Below are 17,407 nucleotides of genomic sequence, written 5' to 3'. Positions count from 1 at the left end.
GCGAGTAGCGGCAAGGTTTTGTTGAGCCAGCCCCTTACGAGCTGGCCCACATAAAAATAATAACACCAGTAACGCACACGTAAGCGTGGTTACCTTTAAATATTAAAAGGCGGGCAGGCGATACTACGGGGGTAAGGCCATGAGTATGCTGGAGAAGGATCTACAGGAGGTTGACCTGGATGCTGCCGAAGAAGCGTTGGAAAACGCTGACGATGATGTCGCAGCGGAAGAGGAAGCTTTTGAGAAAGCACTAGGACGTGAGGACCGGCAATCGACTCAAAGCCTGGATGCGACGCAAATTTACCTCAATGAAATAGGATTTTCGCCGCTCTTAACGCCAGAAGAAGAGGTCTATTATGGCCGCCTGGCGCGAAAGGGGGATCCGCTTGGTCGTTCTCGAATGATCGAGTCTAACCTGCGGTTGGTGGTTAAAATTGCCCGGCGCTATCTAAACCGTGGGCTGACGCTGCTGGATCTCATTGAAGAGGGTAATTTAGGGCTTATTCGTGCCGTTGAAAAGTTTGACCCTGAGCGTGGGTTTCGCTTTTCAACCTATGCAACATGGTGGATTCGACAGACCATTGAACGCGCGCTAATGAACCAAACGCGCACCATTCGTCTGCCGATACATGTGGTGAAAGAGCTTAATATTTATCTGCGTGCCGCGCGTGAGCTGACACAAAAACTTGACCATGAAGCGACCGCTGAAGAGATTGCTGAGCATCTCGACAAACCGGTTGATACGGTCAAGAAAATGCTTGGCCTCAATGAGCGTGTCTCCTCGGTAGACTACCCCATGGGTGGAGAGAGTGATAAACCGCTGATTGATACCTTGGCCGATGATGATGTTCAAGGCCCAGAAGGTTGCCTGGTAGATGGTGATGTGCGTGAACACGTGGATCTTTGGCTTGATGAGCTAAGTGATAAACAGCGTGAAGTGGTCGTGCGTCGTTTTGGTTTGCGCGGTCATGAGGCGGCCACCCTGGAAGAGGTCGGCGCTGAAATTGGCCTGACACGCGAGCGTGTACGACAGATTCAAGTCGAGGCATTAAAGAAGCTACGCCGTACGCTTGAAAAGCAAGGCCTGTCGCTAGAGGCGATTTTCGAAAGCTAGCCAAGACAGCGTGGCTACGTAGGCACGGCCTCAACGCACCGAGTTTATACTCGGTGCGTTGTTGTTAGAGGGGCTATTTTTGATGACTTATTATGTATAAGCGAGATACGCAATGCGCCCGCTAGCGGCCCATATCGATTTGGATGCTCTGCGTCACAACTATCAGTTGGCGTGCCGCTGCGCGCCACAAAGCCGCTCGGTGGCGGTTATCAAAGCGGATGCCTATGGTCACGGCGCTGTAGCGTGTGCTCACGCGCTTGAAAGTCACGTCCCGGCGTTTGCGGTGGCGTGTATCGAAGAAGCGATTGCGCTACGTAACAGCGGCATCAGCAAACCTATTGTGCTGTTAGAAGGTATCTTTAGCGCTGATGAGTTACCGCTGGTGGAGCGCTACGCACTGTGGACCACCATTCATAGCGCATGGCAGGTAGACGCGCTGCTAGCATTTTCGCCAAGCCAACCCATTCCCGTTTGGTTAAAAGTCGATTCGGGTATGCATCGGCTGGGGTTTGGCCTCACGGAGGCGGAAGCGGTCTGGCAGCACCTGGCCAATGCACCACAGGTCACGGCGCTGCATTTAATGAGCCATTTTGCGACCGCTGATGCCAGCGACGGCCACTATTTTAATCAGCAGCTGTTGAGTTTAAAGGCCTTGGCCAAGGCGCTTGATGCGCCTTTGTGTTTAGCTAATTCACCGGCGACGCTTGCCTGGCCTGACGCCCATGGTGACTGGAACCGACCAGGCATCATGCTCTATGGCAGTGACCCATTGGAAGTGGCCACCCCAACCACGCAGCAATTACGTCCGGTCATGAGTCTGCGTTCGGAAATTATCGGTTTGCGCGAGATTAACGAAGGTGAACCCGTCGGCTACGGAGGGCGCTGGCGCGCCCCGCGCCGGTCACGTATTGCGGTGGTGGCCGCGGGTTACGGCGATGGTTATGACCGCCATGCGGTGGATGGTACGCCGGTACTGGTCAATGGGCAGCGCTGTGCTATCGCCGGCAAAGTGTCGATGGATATGTTGACCGTTGATGTGACCGATATACAAGATGCTGCCATTGGCAGCGAGGTGGTGCTCTGGGGAACGGCCAGCAATGGGGCAGTGCTAGCCGTCGATGAGGTTGCACGCTACTGCGATACGATCAGCTATACCCTGCTTACCGGGGTGTTGCCACGCGTACCCAGACGTTATCAAGAGTCTTCAGTGTAGGTGGTACGTATGTCGAAAAAAGAGTATCCAGCGTCGTTTGCTCACCCACGCTACTGGGGAACCTGGCTTGCCATCGGTGCGATGTATATCGCGGCTTGGTTACCTTGGAGTATTAAGCTTTGGGTAGGCAAGGTCATCGGGCTATTGGCATGGCGATTTGCCAAACGGCGGCGGGACATTACGGCCACCAACCTGGCGCTTTGCTTCCCGGAAAAGAGTGCCGATGAACAACGAAAGTTGGTGAAAGATACCTTTATTGCTAACGGTATTGGCCTGGTGGAAACCGCGACTGGCTGGTGTCGGGAGGCAGAAGGATTTCGTCATCGAGTGGCGTACCATGGCCAGGAGCATTTGGCGAATGCCAAGGCCCAAGGCAAAGGAGTATTGGTCGTCGGGATCCACTTCTCAACGCTTGATTTGGGTGGCGCGCTGCATTCGCTGTTCTTTCCGGCGGATGTCGTATATCGCCCGCATAATAACCCGCTTTTCGAGCGCTTTATGACGCGTGCTCGTTCACGTATTTTCGGCCAGGCGATTGATCGACACGATCTGCGCGGCGTGGTGCGACGTATCAAGGCAGGGCATATTGTCTGGTATTCACCCGACCAGGACTTTGGGCCGGATGTCAGTGTATTTGCCCCCTTGTTTGGTCAGCAGGCGGCCACCATTCGGCTAACGTCTAAAATCGCTCGTATGACGGGCGCGCCGGTGGTGCCGCTGATGTTTCATCGCAACCCGGATAACCGCACCTATACGATTGAGTGCCTACCTGCGTTTGAAAACTTTCCCAGTAACGATGAAGTTAACGACGCAACGCGGGTTAATCAGTTTATTGAGCGTGCCATTCGCAAGCACCCCGAGCAGTACCTGTGGCTGCATCGGCGCTTCAAAACGCGTCCTGAAGGGGATGAAGGTTTCTATTAGATACGATTCTTTTAGATACGGTTTTTTTAGATACAAAGAAGCCGGCGCGATGCCGGCTTCTTTGTGGCTGTTGTTAGCTACTCAGGCATTAATCCAGGTTACGTGAGTAGAAGATTTCCAGCATCTCTTTGCGCAGGCGGCTTTCGATATCGCGGGCTTCTTCAAACGTAATGTCGCGACGCGACTTGCCGAACAGGTAATTGTCGAGCTCGAAGTCTTTCAGCAGCATCTTGGTATGGAACATGTTGTCCTGATACACGTTCACGTCCATCATCTGATACGCCTGCTTGGTATCTTCCGCCAGGTAATCCTGGATCGAGGCGATCTCGTGATCGATGAACAGCTTTTTACCGTCGACGTCCCGGGTGAAGCCGCGCACACGGTAATCCATGGTGACGATATCAGAATCAAAGCTGTGAATCAGATAGTTCAGCGCTTTCAGCGGGCTGATATGCCCACACGTTGATACGTCGATATCCAGGCGGAAGGTGCTGATGCCGTTGTCAGGATGCGATTCCGGGTAGCTATGTACGGTGACATGGCTCTTATCCAGATGGGCAACCACGGTTTCAGGCAGCGGGCCAGGGCCTGGTTCTGTGTTTTCAGGGTTGGCTTCATCAAGCTCATGTTCAGCAATGAGAATGGTGACGCTTGCCCCGTGAGGTTCATAATCTTGACGGGCAATATTCAACACATGCGCACCGATAATATTGGTGACATCCTTCAAAATTTGCGTCAGCCGTTCGGCGTTGTACAGCTCATCGATATAGTCGATATAAGCGGTACGTTGCTCTTCGGTCTTGGCATAGCAGATGTCGTAAATATTAAAGCTCAGCGAGCTGGTCAGGTTATTGAACCCGTGGAGTCGGAGACTATCTGTCATGTCCGAACCTCCCTATGGCTGATGAAGACACCCCGACGAGCCAGCGCCGGAACCGAGAAAAACCTAATGCCATACGTGGTGCGCATGTTCTAAAAGCACTTGCAGGGCAGTCAGGGGGAATACAAGGAGGCGTATTATGCCCGGCCGGGGCAGGGGATGCATCCAGGCAGGGCATTTTTTTTCGCTGTGCTGCATCGTAGGCCGAAGGAGCGAGCGTCGTCGCTCTGCCTCAAGCCTCTACAATTTCAAAGGAGTGCGTAATTTCAACACCGCCTTTGACAAGCATAATGGATGCACTGCAGTACTTTTCGGCGGAAAGCTCTACGGCACGTGCAACTTGCTTCTCTTTTAGCGCTCGGCCTGTGACCACGAAGTGAACATGAATTTTGGTGAATACGGCAGGCACCTCATCGGCGCGCTCAGCATCCAGTTCGGCAACACAGTCGGTCACATCGGCACGGGCTTTATCGAGAATATTCAGGATATCAAACGCCGTGCAACTGCCCATGCCCATCAGCAGCATTTCCATGGGGCGAGGCCCGGTATTGCGGCCGCCGTGGTCGGGTGGGCCATCGATCACAACGCTGTGCCCACTGCCTGACTCGGCGATAAATTGACGGCCATCCGTCCATTTTACCCTTGCTTTCACGTGGCTCTCCTTATCTTGGCGACGACAGGTAAGTCGCGCAGCATAACATTTCTTTGCCTGGGCGCACTGTTTGAATCCCCACTCTGGGCCTTCTTATAACGGGGGATTTACTGGCTTAAAAAGTGCTCCAGGGCGACAAGGCGTTCGGGTGTTCCTACATCAACCCAGTGTCCTGCGAAGTGTTCCCCTGACACCTGCTGTTCATGCATCGCATTTTTTAATAGTGGCGCGAGCGCAAACGCCTCGGTGGGCTGGCCAGCCAACAGCCTGGGATGAATAATGCTGACACCGGCATAGGTATAACGCTGTGCACCTTGATTAAGAACGCGCCCCTTATCCAGGGAAAAGTCGCCTTCAGGATGATGGTCAGGGTTATTCACCAGTATTAGGTGCGCCAGATCGCCACTTTTTAGCTGAGTGTTGACGGGCAGGTAGTCACACCACACATCACCATTGACCAGCAGAAAGGGTTCCTCGCCCAGCAGCGGTAGCGCCTTTTGAATGCCTCCGCCCGTTTCAAGCGGCGTGGCCTCATGGCTCCACTGAATATTGACACCGTAGGCCCGGCCATCGCCTATCGCTTGAATGATTTGCTCGGCGCGATAGCTGACATTAATAATGACGTCTTCAATACCTGCCCGCTGAAGCCGCTCCAGGTGATGAACGATCAGCGGCTTCCCTGCGACCGGGAGCAGGGGCTTGGGGCAGTGGTCGGTTAACGGGCGCATTCGCTTGCCTAATCCGGCCGCTAATATCATCGCTTTCATGGACGCTCTTCCGCCAGGCGTTGCAGAATGGCTGGGCGCAGCGTGAGCCTTACCCAGTTGGCAAAGGCGACGTGTTCGGGCAGGCCATTCAGGCTATCTTCAAGGTGATCCAGGAAGTGGGGTAAGCGTGCCAGGTAGCCCTGTTTGTGGTCACGTAGCGTTAACCGACAAAAAATCCCCAACACTTTTAACGAACGCTGAGCGGCCATGGCGTGGCACTGGGTAATAAAGTCGGCCTCTGTTAGTACACTGGACAGGCGCCCATCGCTGCGGGCCTGGCGATAGAACAGGGTGGCCAGCTCGGCGAATTGGGCCGCACTAAAGCGCCAATAGCGGCCTCGCAGCAAGGAAATAACGTCGTAGCTAATCGGCCCTGCCACGGCGTCCTGAAAGTCGATCATATATAAGCGGTCATGGTTGATCATGATGTTCATGGCATCAAAATCACGGTGAACGCTAACCGTCGGTTGTTGAAGCGCCCGGTGAATAAGGTCTGTGCGCAGTGCCTCCCAGCTTGATGGGCAAGGTAGCCTCAGCCACTTATCCATGCACCACTCAGGGAACAGGTCGAGTTCACGAGCCAATAGCGCAGCATCATAGTCGGGAAGTGCGGTTGGGCTGGCCCTGTTTTGCAGCTCGGCAATCAAGCCCAGAGCTTTTTCATGATACTGAATCACCGCGGCACTATCGGTAAACCGGTCCTGCATGGGGGTACTGCCTAAATCGTCCAGCAGTAAAAAACCGTCGTCTAAATTCGCGGCATAAATTTTGGGAACGGGTAAGCCCGCCGCGTACCAGCGGTGGCCAATGGTAACAAAAGGGGCTGAATCCTCTTGAGCAGGCGGTGCATCCATGACTATTTGGGTATCGCCATTAGGTAGTGTTAGACGAAAATAACCCCGAAAGCTGGCGTCGCCGCCCGCTGGTGAGAGGGTAATCAACGCCGGATTTAGGCTATTTTGTTCTGCGGCCCATCGGGTGAGGGCATCAATCCGTAAAGAGGACATGCAAGCTCCTTGCTGGTCGGGCATCATGCGGGCTGTATAATACCTATTCTGGATGCCAAGGATAACGAACATGGGCAAGCGATTTTCGCGCATCATACCGGTTGCGCATACGCTGATGGGCAGTTTGCTCGCTAGCGCCTCGTTCTCGGTGGTGGCTCAGAATCAAGCGCTGCCCGCACAAGCGCTTGACTGGCAGGCCTGGGAAGGAGATGAAGCGTCACAACAGTTGTGCCGTGGCCGATACGTGATGCCCAGCTACCGGTTGCCTGTAGAGCAGAACCCGGAAACGCTGTCAGTTGAAACCCAGGACGTAGATTACGCCGCCGATGGCGAGGCATTGCTGCGAGGCGATGTGGTATTGCGACGTGGTAATTCGGAATTAGAAGCCGAACGCATTTATTTACCCGCAAACCGTGAGCAGGTGGATGCTGAGGGGAATCTCGCTTTGCGTGATGGCCAAGCGTTGGTGCGTGGCGACAGCGCCACCCTAATGCTCAATGAAGACCGCGCGAGTGTGCGTAACAGCCACTATGTGCTGTATGAAGAGCGCTTGCGTGGCCAGGCAAGTCAGCTTGAGCAAACAGGCGAGTCTCAGTATCGCTTGCGAGATGCCACCTTTACGACCTGTGAGCCTGGCGCCAATACCTGGGAGCTGGTGAGCAGTGATATACGCCTAAATCAGGAGTCGGGGTTTGGTACCGCGACGAATGCCCGCTTAAAAGTAAAAGACGTGCCTGTTTTTTATTGGCCGTGGTTGCGCTTCCCTATCGACGATAAGCGTCACACGGGGCTGTTGTCCCCGGCTATCGGGTTTTCGTCAGATGGATTTAATTACGCACAGCCGTTTTACTGGAATATCGCCCCTAATCACGACGCCACCATTACGCCGCGTTGGATGAGTGACCGTGGGTTGCTGCTCAACGGTGAATACCGCTACCTGTTTTCGGAAAGCGAGGGAACCATTGAGGGGGGCTACTTAAGTAGGGACGACGGAGGTAACAGTGGTAGTGACCGCTTTGCTGGCGAAACCCGTTGGTATATCGATGCGCGCCATGCGGGCCGAGTCAACAGCCGCAGCAATTATCGGTTGCGCTATGGCGCTTCCAGTGACGGCCGCTATTTCGACGACTTCGGTGATGAGTTTGGAGGGAGTGACCGCGTAAGCCTTGAGCGGCTTGCCCAGATAGATTATCAGGGTGACCAGTGGTATCTCGATGCCAGGGCGCAAGGCTTTCAGCGCCTTGAAGACCCGCTTAGCGACTCCGATAAGCCGTTCTACCGCTTGCCCAGCCTGACCGCGAATTCCAATTGGCAGCTAGGCAGTGGCTTCTTCAGCGAATGGCGCTCCAACGCGACCTATTTTTGGCGTGACGTGGATGAGCGGCTGGTGCCGGAACGCGAGGCGGCAACCGGCACGCGTCTACACTTAACGCCGGCCGTCGGCTGGCGCGAAGAAAAGCCCTGGGGATATATCGAACCACGGGCTGAGCTTTGGTATACCGCCTACGAGTTGGACTACGGTGACCGTGAAACGGAGCGCAATACCTCACCAAGTCGAACTGTGCCGGTGACGTCGGTGGATGGCGGCCTGGTATTTGAGCGTGAATTGGAGCTTGGAAATCGCGGCTATCGGCAAACGCTGGAGCCGCGGTTTAACTATGCCTATGTGCCCCGCAAGAACCAGACCCAGCTACCCGATTTCGATAGTCGTGAGCGGGCTTTCTCGTGGGACCAACTGTGGTCGCCCCACCGCTTCTCCGGCGGGGATCGGGTCGGCGATCTTAACCGTGTGTCAGTGGGTGTGCAGACGCGCTTTATCGAAGATGACAGTGGCCGTGATCGTCTAACATTCGGTATCGGGCAAAGTCTCTATTTTTCGGACCGCCGTATTGATAGTGACGGAGACCCGGATACCCTGCCAGCGCGGCCAGAAGAAGACCCTTACGTTAACCCGCAGCGTTACTATCAGGCCACGCGTGATCGTTCGCCTCTGGTAACCCGGCTGGACTGGCAGATCAATGATCGCTGGAGTACCGGCTACGAATGGCTTTACGATGATCACCGTGAAAAGACGGAACGCACTCGCTTTGACCTGCGTTATCGGCACCCTGAAGGCCATGTAGTGAACCTGGGTTACCGTTGGGAGATCGAAGGCTTCGACCCTGATACGTTACCAGGCGATGATGGCTTTCGTGATTACAACCGCGAAGAGTGGGACGTGTCATTTGCCTGGAAAACCAGCCCAAGGGTGGATCTGATAGGCCGGTATCTTCACGACCAAACCAATGATCGTGCGCTTGAAAAACTGGCAGGGGTACAATGGAACGACTGCTGCTACGGCGTGCAGCTTGTTTGGCGCGAGTGGGTGGATGATAACGACACTGCGCGTGTTGCAGATGACTTCAACGATCGCGGGCTATTTTTACGCTTTGTATTCCGTGGCTTGGGCGGCGTTGGCCAAGAGGCTGACAGCTATTTTGAACGGACCATTCCTGGTTACCGTCCTACTCCCTTGTAACGACGTTCTTGAATGGCGACTGAAAGAGACTTTTTATGAAAACCAGAAATATGCTGCTAGCTCATGCAAAAACGATGTCGGCCGCGAGCGTTATCGCGCTGTGCATGGGCGCAGGCACGCTTGCCGCTCCACTGGTCACGCAAGCGCAGAATTTTGAGTCCACCCAGCGCCAGCCGATCGATAGCATCGTTGCCGTGGTTAACGATGGCGTTATTATGCGCAGTGAACTCGACGATCGTGTTGCTCAGATAGAGCAGCAAGCGCAAGCTCAGGGAGGCTCGCTTCCGCCAGGCTCTGCGCTTCAGGCGCAAGTGCTTGAACGGATGATACTGGATGAAATCCAGTTACAGCTGGCAAATCGCAGCAATCTAAGCATCGATGATACCGAGCTGAACCGTCAGCTGCGTACGATTGCTGAATCCAACAACATGACGTTGGATCAGTTCGCAAACGCGGTAGAAGCCGATGGCATGACGCTTGCTGAGGTGCGTGAAGACATTCGGCGTGAAATGTTGATGCGCCAAGTGCAGCAGCGCCAGGTTGGTCAGCGCGTATCGGTCAGCGACCGTGATGTTCAGCGCGTGCTTGATCAACAGGGCAATCAAAATAGCGATCAGGCGTTTGTCGAAGAGATCCGCGCACGTCACGTATTGGTTGAGCTAACGCCAACGCGCAGTGAAGAGCAGGCGCGTGCCCGGGCCCAGGAGGTGCGTCAGCGTTTACAGCAAGGCGCTGACTTTGCCTCCGTAGCACGTGAGTTTAGTGACGACAGCGGCAGTGCGCTTAACGGTGGCGAGCTGGGTTGGGTGCGTCCTGGCCAAACCGTACCGGCGTTTGAGGAAGCATTGCAGACGCTGAACGTTAACCAAATCTCCGAGCCAGTGCGCTCACAGTTCGGCTACCACGTAATTGAAGTTGAAGAGCGTCGTCGTCAGAACGTGACCAATGAGAGCCGCCAGGAGCAAGTGCGTCAGGCCATTTTCCAGCGCCGCGCCAATGAAGAGCTGCAAGTCTGGCAGCAGGAAATTCGCGCGGAAGCCTTTGTGGATGTTCGCCTTTAAATGAGCCAAATCGCTGACCTTCCGCTGCTGATCACCACGGGAGAGCCTGCGGGTATTGGGCCTGAGCTAGTGCTTATGCTGGCCGCGCAGGGCCATCTGCCGGCGCAGGCCGTCGCCATTGGTGATGTTGATATGTTGCGCCAGCGGGCCGCTGCGCTAGGGCTTGATGTGGCGCTGGTGGAAACAAGCCCAGGCCAGGAAGTGGCCGCCTGCGCGGGGCAGTTACCCGTTTGGCCCGTAGCGTTGAATGAGCCCGCAACGCCTGGCGTGCTTAACCCGGCCAATGCAGGGTATGTGCTTGCCACGCTTGAGCTGGCCGTGGCGGCCTGTCAGGCAGGCCAGGCGGCCGCCATTGTCACCGCACCGCTGCATAAAGGCGTCATCATTGAAGGTGGCTACCCAGGATTCACAGGGCATACAGAGTGGTTGCGTGATGCCTGCGGTGTTGACGAGGTCGTGATGATGCTGGCAACCGATGCCGCGTTACACGCCAACGCAGCGGACTGGCAAGGCAGTGGTGATCTTCGCGTTGCATTGGTCACCACACACTTGCCGCTGCGCCAGGTCGCCGATGCGATTACCGTCGCGCGGGTAACCCGGATTAGCCGCTTGTTGGCCGATGATCTAGTGCATCAGTTTGGCATTGCCTCGCCGCGTATTGCCGTATGCGGGCTAAATCCTCACGCGGGCGAAGATGGCCATTTGGGCCATGAAGAGCAAGAGACGATTATCCCCGCACTTGAATCCCTGCGTGCGCAGGGGCTGGATATTCAAGGCCCTTTTCCTGCCGATACGCTCTTTACGCCTCGCCACTTGGCGGGTGTTGATACCGTGCTGGCGATGTACCATGACCAGGGCTTGGCCGTGCTTAAGTATGCTGGCTTTGGTCAAGCTGCTAATATCACGCTGGGCTTGCCGCTAGTGCGTACGTCGGTAGACCACGGCACCGCGCTTGACCTCGCGGGTAAAGGCGTGGCTGACCCTGGTAGCCTGCGCGTTGCACTATCGCTTGCGCGGCGTCTTGCCGAACAGCGCGCCCAAACGGCCCGCCAGGCGTAACGCCTCCACGATTGAAAAATACCTCCAAGGAATTCTGTTAGATGTCTCAAGTGCCCCAGCAGCACCGTGCTCGCAAACGCTTCGGTCAAAACTTTCTACGTGACCTGGGTATCATCTCGCGTATTGTGCGCTCTATTGGGCCGCGGGAAGGCGACCGTCTTGTTGAAATTGGGCCGGGCCAAGGCGCGCTGACCGCGCCACTGCTTGAGGCGGCAGGGAAGCTTGAGGTGATTGAGCTGGACCGTGATTTGATTCCGGGCCTACGCGTGCAGTTCTTCAACTACCCCGACTTTATTATCCATGAAGGCGATGCGCTGAAGTTTGACTTCGCGGCGCTGAAAGGCGATGGCCCCGCCCTGCGTGTCGTCGGCAATCTGCCCTATAACATCTCAACACCTCTGATCGTGCATCTGCTCACGGCCGGTAATGCGGTTGCCGACATGCACTTCATGCTCCAAAAAGAGGTCGTTGAGCGGCTGGCTGCCCAGCCAGGCGGTACGGATTGGGGGCGGCTTTCTGTAATGGCACAGTACTACTGCCACGTCGACCAGCTGTTTATCGTACCGCCCGAGGCCTTTGTGCCCCGGCCTAACGTCGACTCTGCCATTGTGCGCCTCACACCGCACGCAAGTTTGCCGCACGTAGCCGACGACCCGGCACTCCTGTTTGAGCTGGTAAAGCTAGCCTTTGGCCAACGCCGTAAAACCTTACGTAATAACTTTAAAGGACGCGTCAGCCCTGAAACGTTAGAAGCGCTGGGTATTGACCCCACGCGCCGCCCGCAAACGCTAACGGTTGCTGAGTATGTAACCATTGCTAACCGTGTGGCTGCTGATGAAAGGCCAGGTAGTGATGGGAGTGAAAACGGGTGAGTGGTTTAGCCATCGACGTCAGTGTAACGCCTGAATATTGTGCCGAAGAATCCAGCGACGTGGAATCACGCTACGTATTTAGCTATACCGTGACGGTACATAATCAAAGCCCGCATAGCGTACAGCTGATGGCACGTTACTGGAAAATCACCCAGGGCAGCGGCGATAGTCAGGAAGTGCGTGGCAAGGGCGTGGTCGGGCAGCAGCCATTGATCGGCCCCGGTCAGCGCTTTCGCTATACCAGTCGGGCGATTTTGCAAACACCGGTGGGCGTGATGGAAGGTGCCTATACGTTGTTGAACACCTATACCCAGCGTGCCTTTGAAGTGCCCGTAGCGCCTTTTCGCTTGGCTGTGCCGCGCCAGTTGCACTAACGTTAGTGATCACCATCGCGAATACTGCATTAAAGCATTGTTGAGTTCAGTCTGACGGCCAGACAGTGCTGGTTTGGTATGGGGCTCTTGCCAGGACAGGCGCTCAGAGCGCAATCGTACACCGCGCAGCATGTGTAATGTGCGCGTTTTAATATGCATGTTTAATGCCCTCGTTTATATAAGGCCCGCGCATGAGTACCTACGCGATTGGCGATTTGCATGGCTGCTACGCCGAGTTTATGACGCTACTTGAAGCCCTGAACTTTAATCCCTCGCACGACACTTTGTGGCTGGTGGGCGATGTGATCAACCGTGGGCCAGGCTCCCTTGAGTGTTTACGCGAAGCGCACGCACTGGGCGGCTCGGTACGCTGTGTGCTGGGCAACCACGACTTTCATCTGTTGGTGGTCGCGCGTGGCGGTGGCAGGCAAAAAAAGCACGACACCCTCAACGATATTCTTAATGCGCCAGATCGCGAGCAACTGCTGGATTGGCTGCAGTGCCAGCCGCTTGCAGTGCAGCAAGGCAATACTCTAATGACGCATGCCGGTTTGCTGCCTCAGTGGCGCATAGAGCAGGCTGTCGCTTATAGCCGTGAGGTCGAGCAAGCGCTTGCCAGCGAGCAGTCAGGGCATTTCTTGACCGAGCTTTTTGGTAATCAGCCTGATTGTTGGCGAGAGGACCTGGAGGGAATGGACCGGCTGCGCTTTATTGTTAACGCTATGGCACGTATGCGATTTATTGACAGCCAAGGGCGGCTGGAGTTTGCTGCTAAAGAGGGACTCGCTAGCACCCCGCCTGGCTTTGCGCCGTGGTTTCAGTATGCCCGTGACGACGACCCACATCTCCTGTTTGGGCACTGGGCCGCGTTAGAAGGAAAGACTCGGGGCGCCAGGGTTCGGGTAGACGCGTTGGATACGGGCTGCGTGTGGGGGGGGACGTTAACCGCGCTTAATATAGATACCGGTGAGCGAATGAGCGTACCCAGCCAGCAACGAGGAGGGCGGTAGTAATGGCGCACTCAAATGATCCGCGCATTGCCGGGCTGGACGTATACCGCGTGGGAGGCGCTGTTCGCGATGCGCTGCTGGGCTGGCCAGTGTATGACAACGACTGGGTGGTGGTGGGCGCTACCCCAGAGGCTATGCGCCAGCGCGGCTTTAAGCCCGTGGGGCGAGATTTTCCGGTGTTTTTGCACCCTGATACAGCGGAGGAGTATGCGCTGGCGCGTACGGAGCGAAAAGCCGGGCACGGATATTCCGGGTTTGAAGTGCATGCCAGCCCCGAAGTAACGCTGGAAGAGGACCTGCTGCGTCGCGACCTGACCGTGAATGCCATTGCACAACGGGTCGATGGGCCGCTGATTGACCCCTTTGATGGCCAGAAGGATATCGAACAACGCGTGCTGCGGCATATTTCTTCTGCGTTTGGTGAAGACCCGCTGCGGGTGCTGCGTACGGCACGTTTTTTAGCCCGCTATGCGTCGCTGGGGTTCTCTATCGCCTCTGAAACCCTGGCACTGATGACCGAGGTTAGCCGCAGTGGTGAGCTTGAGCATTTAGCCGCTGAACGAGTATGGGTCGAAACCGAAAAAGCCTTGGGTGAACCCAGCCCCGAAGCTTACTTCACAACGTTGGCGCAGTGTGAAGCGCTGGCAATATGGTGGCCGTTCTTAGAAGGAAAACTGCAGGACGGCTTGGCCGCACTGCAGTACGTGCCTGACGATAGCTCAACGCCGCTGGCGCATTGGCGCTATGCATTACTGGTGAGTGTGCTGGACGACGCGGGTCGCGAGGCATTGGCGTCAACGCTACGTTTACCCAATGCCGTAGCGCAGTTGGCGCGCTATGTCGCGTTGACCCTGTCGCTGCTAAAAGAGCCTTTAGAGGCGATAGCGGTGCTGCATTGGCTGGAACGCCTGGATGGTTTTCGTAAGCCTGACCAGGTCGCCACACAGCTCACGTTAGTCGGTGTTATTGAAAAAAATTATGCCCAGCCGCTACAGGCTGCTTGGCTGGCGGCACGTAGCGTTAGCCCGCAGGGGCTCATCGCTCAAGGATTCAAGGGGGCTGAATTAGGCCAAGCGCTACGTGAACAGCGCCAGCAAGCGGTCAGTGATGCGTTAAGCGAATGATTAGCCAAGCAGAAGAGGTTTAGCGAGCCTGGGACGTACAGAGCGCAGGCTCCGCGTGCGATATCCAGGCGCTACCCCAGGTAAAATCTACCGCCCAAAGCCGCTGATTCCCCAGCGAAAAATTATTCCAAAGTGTGGCGTAAGGCGTGTTGCAAGCCGGGTGCCGTTCGTTAGGTAGCAGCTCCGCCAAGGGCTGTAACACGAATGCGCTTTCGGTCATCTCGGCGCGGGGCAGTGCAACACCTTCAACGACGCCCTGCAGGTTGCCCACCGTTAGCAGGTCGATATCCAGCGCTTTAGGGTTGTATTTGTCCAAGCCCTGCTTACGGCCATGATTAATTTCCAAAGCCTTGGCCCATGCCTGTAATTCACTCGGCGACCAGTTACTTTCGAAGGCCACTACCAGGTTGTAAAAATTACGGGTATCGCTAAAACCAACCGGCTCGCTTTCAAAAACGCGCGAGACGTTTAAAGGCCCGAAGGTATCGAAAAGTGCATCGAGACACAGGCGGATATGACGCACAGGATCAATATTACTGCCTAAACTGACGGTAACCAGGCTCATGAGATTATGTCCTTGTGGCCTCCGGTAGCTCGCCACGTGTAATTTCAAGGCCTACGCTCGCCGCTTGCGGCACCGCGCCGGGTTTACGCACCCGCAAGCGTAACCAGGTAATGGAAAACTCGCTGCGCAGGCAGTCAGCCAGACGTTCCGCGAAGGTCTCCACCAGCGCGAATTGATGCGTGTCAGCGAATCGTTGGATACGCTGGCAGATAGCCGCATAGTCTAGCGTTAAGCTTAAATCGTCAGTAGCGGCAGCCGGGCGAATATCGGTCGCCAGGGTTAAGTCCAGGCTAAGCGACTGTTGAATGGTGCGCTCCCAATCGTAAACACCAATCACGGTGTCTACCTTGAGTGCTTCGATCAAAATGCGGTCCACAAGCTCTTCCTCGGCGACAACAAGCGGGCGATTGTACGTTAGGATGAAACGAAACGACAGTAGGATGGAAAAGGCGCCATGGCGTGGTTAGTGTTCGGCTATTTAAGCGGCAGTTGGCTGGCAGCGATTAGTGTTTGCCGGATAGCGGGAGTGGGCGATCCTCGTCGCTGTGGCTCCGGTAATCCCGGTTTTTCTAACGTGTTACGCCTTTATGGGCCGCGCCTGGCGGGCGCCACGCTTTTGCTGGATGCGTTAAAAGGCGTACCCGTAGTGCTTGCCAGTAAATTAATGGCGTTACCGGTCAGTTGGCAGGGGCTGATTGGGCTGGCGGTATTGCTGGGGCATAGCTACCCGGTATGGTATGGCTTTCGTGGCGGAAAGGCCGTCGCCAGCGCGTTGGGCGTGCTGCTGGTGCTGACCCCGGGTGTTGCGCTGGTGAGTGTGGGGGTGTGGACCTTGCTGGCGTGGCGCTTAAAAACCGCGGCAATGGCTTCCTTATTAAGCGCGCTGGTGGCGCCGCTTGCCTGTATCTGGCTGGCGCCTGCTTATGTGGGCGTAGTGGGCGGCTTGAGCCTACTGGTGCTGCTGCGTCATGGGCTTAATATTCGCAGATTAAGACGCGGCGATGAGCCGCGCCTGGGGCGTCGCTAATTATTCGGCGTTGGGAGGCATCAACTGATCAAGCGGCCAGCGCGGCGTAGCCTGCATAACGCCATCCTTGTCCTGTTCACCAGCGGCCAGGCGCTGCGCGCCCACGTACGCAATCATGGCGCCGTTATCCGTGCAGAACCGGCCGCGAGGATAGTAGGCCTTTGCCTGACGTTTTTGACACTCAAGTGCCAAGCGCTCACGCAACCGGTGATTGGCGCTCACCCCGCCAGCCACCACCAGCCGTTTTAACCCCGTTTGGTCCAGCGCCCGGCGGCATTTGATGACCAGTGTATCGACCACGGCTTCTTCAAAGGCGCGGGCCACATCAGCGCGCGCCTGCTCGTCAAGCTCGCCAGCCGCTTCCAACTGACGTATGGCCGTTAATGTATGCGTTTTTAACCCTGAGAAACTGAAGTTAAGCCCCGGCCGGTCAGTCATCGGACGTGGAAAACGAAACCGTTTGGGGTCGCCCTGTTCGGCAAGCTTGGCCACCAACGGGCCGCCGGGATAAGCAAGGCCGAGCATTTTGGCGGCTTTATCAAACGCTTCACCGGCCGCATCATCAACAGATTCACCCAATAGCTGATAGCTTCCAAGTCCTTGGACTTCCACCAACTGGGTATGGCCGCCAGATACCAGTAGGGCCACAAAAGGAAACGCTGGCGCATCGTCTTCCAGCATGGGAGCGAGTAGATGACCTTCCATGTGGTGCACGCCCAATACCGGAATGCCTAGTGCACGGGCCATACCGTGGGCCGTACTGGCACCCACCATGAGCGCGCCTACCAACCCCGGGCCTGCGGTATAGGCAATACCCTCTAAATCGTCTCTTGTCAGCTTGGCATCACTTAACACTTGCTCAATCAAAGGGAGCAGCTTGCGCGTGTGGTCCCGTGAGGCAAGCTCGGGTACCACGCCGCCATACTCGGCGTGCATGGCAATTTGGCTATACAGCGCATCGGCCAGCAGGCCATCGCCCCCTGAACGGGAGGTGTCATAAAGAGCAACGCCGGTTTCGTCGCAGGAAGTTTCGATGCCAAGCACACGCATAGGAAGTCTCTACAGAGGGCTAACAGATTGCATAAGGCAAAATTTTAACATGTCTAACGCCCATAAAGGTGGCATTGATTACACAATGTCAGGGGTGCAGTTTGCAATCATTGCCAACCACGACTAAACTATCGTGCGCTGTAAAAACTGGGTCGTACGCTATGTTCCTCGCAATAATGCGATGATGGTG

The 17,407-nt window shown here is 55.9% G+C and carries 18 protein-coding genes; 11 read left to right on the top strand and 7 right to left on the bottom strand.

Annotated elements, in window-relative coordinates; genetic code table 11:
* Positions 1 to 139: 139 nt before the first annotated feature.
* The 3 genes from rpoS (at position 140) to lpxL (ending at position 3,251) form a co-directional block, all read left to right on the top strand.
* Positions 140 to 1,114: an RNA polymerase sigma factor RpoS gene (gene rpoS, locus ACT3TC_RS02545; RefSeq protein ID WP_087112035.1), complete on the top strand. Its 975-nt coding sequence runs from the start codon at positions 140 to 142 to the stop codon at positions 1,112 to 1,114.
* A 112-nt stretch (positions 1,115 to 1,226) separates the two neighbouring features.
* Positions 1,227 to 2,327 (top strand): alanine racemase, encoded by a 1,101-nt coding sequence (alr, locus tag ACT3TC_RS02540; protein WP_172117501.1) that lies wholly within the window; start codon positions 1,227 to 1,229, stop codon positions 2,325 to 2,327.
* 9 nt (positions 2,328 to 2,336) lie between these two features.
* Positions 2,337 to 3,251: an LpxL/LpxP family Kdo(2)-lipid IV(A) lauroyl/palmitoleoyl acyltransferase gene (gene lpxL / locus ACT3TC_RS02535; RefSeq protein ID WP_172117502.1), complete on the top strand. Its 915-nt coding sequence runs from the start codon at positions 2,337 to 2,339 to the stop codon at positions 3,249 to 3,251.
* 88 nt (positions 3,252 to 3,339) lie between these two features.
* Here lpxL and speD read toward each other — a convergent pair whose 3' ends face one another.
* From speD to ACT3TC_RS02515, 4 genes are all read right to left on the bottom strand, one after another.
* Positions 3,340 to 4,134, bottom strand: a complete 795-nt coding sequence (gene speD / locus ACT3TC_RS02530) for an adenosylmethionine decarboxylase (protein ID WP_172117503.1) — start codon at positions 4,132 to 4,134, stop codon at positions 3,340 to 3,342.
* Positions 4,135 to 4,363: 229 nt separating this feature from the next.
* Positions 4,364 to 4,783: an OsmC family protein gene (locus ACT3TC_RS02525; protein WP_087112043.1), complete on the bottom strand. Its 420-nt coding sequence runs from the start codon at positions 4,781 to 4,783 to the stop codon at positions 4,364 to 4,366.
* A gap of 107 nt (positions 4,784 to 4,890) precedes the next feature.
* Entirely contained in the window at positions 4,891 to 5,550 is a 660-nt protein-coding gene (gene murU / locus ACT3TC_RS02520; protein WP_444639002.1) for an N-acetylmuramate alpha-1-phosphate uridylyltransferase MurU, read from the bottom strand.
* The gene (locus ACT3TC_RS02515) at positions 5,547 to 6,557 is read right to left on the bottom strand and encodes an aminoglycoside phosphotransferase family protein (RefSeq protein ID WP_444639001.1); all 1,011 of its coding nucleotides are present in this window, start codon (positions 6,555 to 6,557) and stop codon (positions 5,547 to 5,549) included. Before ACT3TC_RS02515 ends, murU begins: the two co-directional genes overlap by 4 nt.
* A gap of 70 nt (positions 6,558 to 6,627) precedes the next feature.
* Here ACT3TC_RS02515 and ACT3TC_RS02510 point away from each other — a divergent pair, with 70 nt between their 5' ends.
* The 7 genes from ACT3TC_RS02510 (at position 6,628) to ACT3TC_RS02480 (ending at position 14,575) form a co-directional block, all read left to right on the top strand.
* Positions 6,628 to 9,075: an LPS-assembly protein LptD gene (locus ACT3TC_RS02510; protein ID WP_444639000.1), complete on the top strand. Its 2,448-nt coding sequence runs from the start codon at positions 6,628 to 6,630 to the stop codon at positions 9,073 to 9,075.
* Between the two features lie 35 nt (positions 9,076 to 9,110).
* Positions 9,111 to 10,136: a peptidylprolyl isomerase gene (locus tag ACT3TC_RS02505; RefSeq protein WP_172117507.1), complete on the top strand. Its 1,026-nt coding sequence runs from the start codon at positions 9,111 to 9,113 to the stop codon at positions 10,134 to 10,136.
* Positions 10,137 to 11,195, top strand: a complete 1,059-nt coding sequence (gene pdxA / locus ACT3TC_RS02500) for a 4-hydroxythreonine-4-phosphate dehydrogenase PdxA (RefSeq protein WP_444638998.1) — start codon at positions 10,137 to 10,139, stop codon at positions 11,193 to 11,195.
* A 41-nt stretch (positions 11,196 to 11,236) separates the two neighbouring features.
* Positions 11,237 to 12,067: a 16S rRNA (adenine(1518)-N(6)/adenine(1519)-N(6))-dimethyltransferase RsmA gene (gene rsmA, locus ACT3TC_RS02495; RefSeq protein ID WP_193057004.1), complete on the top strand. Its 831-nt coding sequence runs from the start codon at positions 11,237 to 11,239 to the stop codon at positions 12,065 to 12,067.
* On the top strand, positions 12,064 to 12,441 hold the full coding sequence (apaG, locus tag ACT3TC_RS02490; RefSeq protein ID WP_193057005.1) for a Co2+/Mg2+ efflux protein ApaG: 378 nt from the start codon (positions 12,064 to 12,066) through the stop codon (positions 12,439 to 12,441). Before rsmA ends, apaG begins: the two co-directional genes overlap by 4 nt.
* Positions 12,442 to 12,632: 191 nt before the next feature.
* Complete coding sequence (locus ACT3TC_RS02485) at positions 12,633 to 13,451, top strand: symmetrical bis(5'-nucleosyl)-tetraphosphatase (RefSeq protein ID WP_444638996.1); 819 nt, start codon at positions 12,633 to 12,635, stop codon at positions 13,449 to 13,451.
* A gap of 2 nt (positions 13,452 to 13,453) precedes the next feature.
* Positions 13,454 to 14,575, top strand: a complete 1,122-nt coding sequence (locus tag ACT3TC_RS02480) for a polynucleotide adenylyltransferase (RefSeq protein WP_444638995.1) — start codon at positions 13,454 to 13,456, stop codon at positions 14,573 to 14,575.
* A gap of 19 nt (positions 14,576 to 14,594) precedes the next feature.
* Here ACT3TC_RS02480 and folK read toward each other — a convergent pair whose 3' ends face one another.
* Positions 14,595 to 15,140, bottom strand: a complete 546-nt coding sequence (gene folK, locus ACT3TC_RS02475; RefSeq protein ID WP_444638994.1) for a 2-amino-4-hydroxy-6-hydroxymethyldihydropteridine diphosphokinase — start codon at positions 15,138 to 15,140, stop codon at positions 14,595 to 14,597.
* A 4-nt stretch (positions 15,141 to 15,144) separates the two neighbouring features.
* The gene (folB, locus tag ACT3TC_RS02470) at positions 15,145 to 15,516 is read right to left on the bottom strand and encodes a dihydroneopterin aldolase (RefSeq protein WP_192527421.1); all 372 of its coding nucleotides are present in this window, start codon (positions 15,514 to 15,516) and stop codon (positions 15,145 to 15,147) included.
* Between the two features lie 78 nt (positions 15,517 to 15,594).
* Here folB and plsY point away from each other — a divergent pair, with 78 nt between their 5' ends.
* Positions 15,595 to 16,167 carry a glycerol-3-phosphate 1-O-acyltransferase PlsY gene (gene plsY / locus ACT3TC_RS02465; protein ID WP_444638993.1) on the top strand — a complete coding sequence of 191 codons (573 nt, stop codon included), beginning with the start codon at positions 15,595 to 15,597 and terminating at the stop codon, positions 16,165 to 16,167.
* Here plsY and tsaD read toward each other — a convergent pair whose 3' ends face one another.
* Complete coding sequence (gene tsaD, locus ACT3TC_RS02460; RefSeq protein ID WP_444638992.1) at positions 16,168 to 17,217, bottom strand: tRNA (adenosine(37)-N6)-threonylcarbamoyltransferase complex transferase subunit TsaD; 1,050 nt, start codon at positions 17,215 to 17,217, stop codon at positions 16,168 to 16,170. It abuts the gene before it with no gap.
* Between the last annotated feature and the right edge of the window lie 190 nt (positions 17,218 to 17,407).

Origin of the sequence: Halomonas sp. AOP27-A1-41 (assembly GCF_052378605.1) — a bacterium.
Taxonomy (GTDB): domain Bacteria; phylum Pseudomonadota; class Gammaproteobacteria; order Pseudomonadales; family Halomonadaceae; genus Vreelandella; species Vreelandella citrativorans.
Note: the sequence above shows the minus strand (reverse complement) of the source record. Positions and strands in the feature narration are given on the sequence as shown.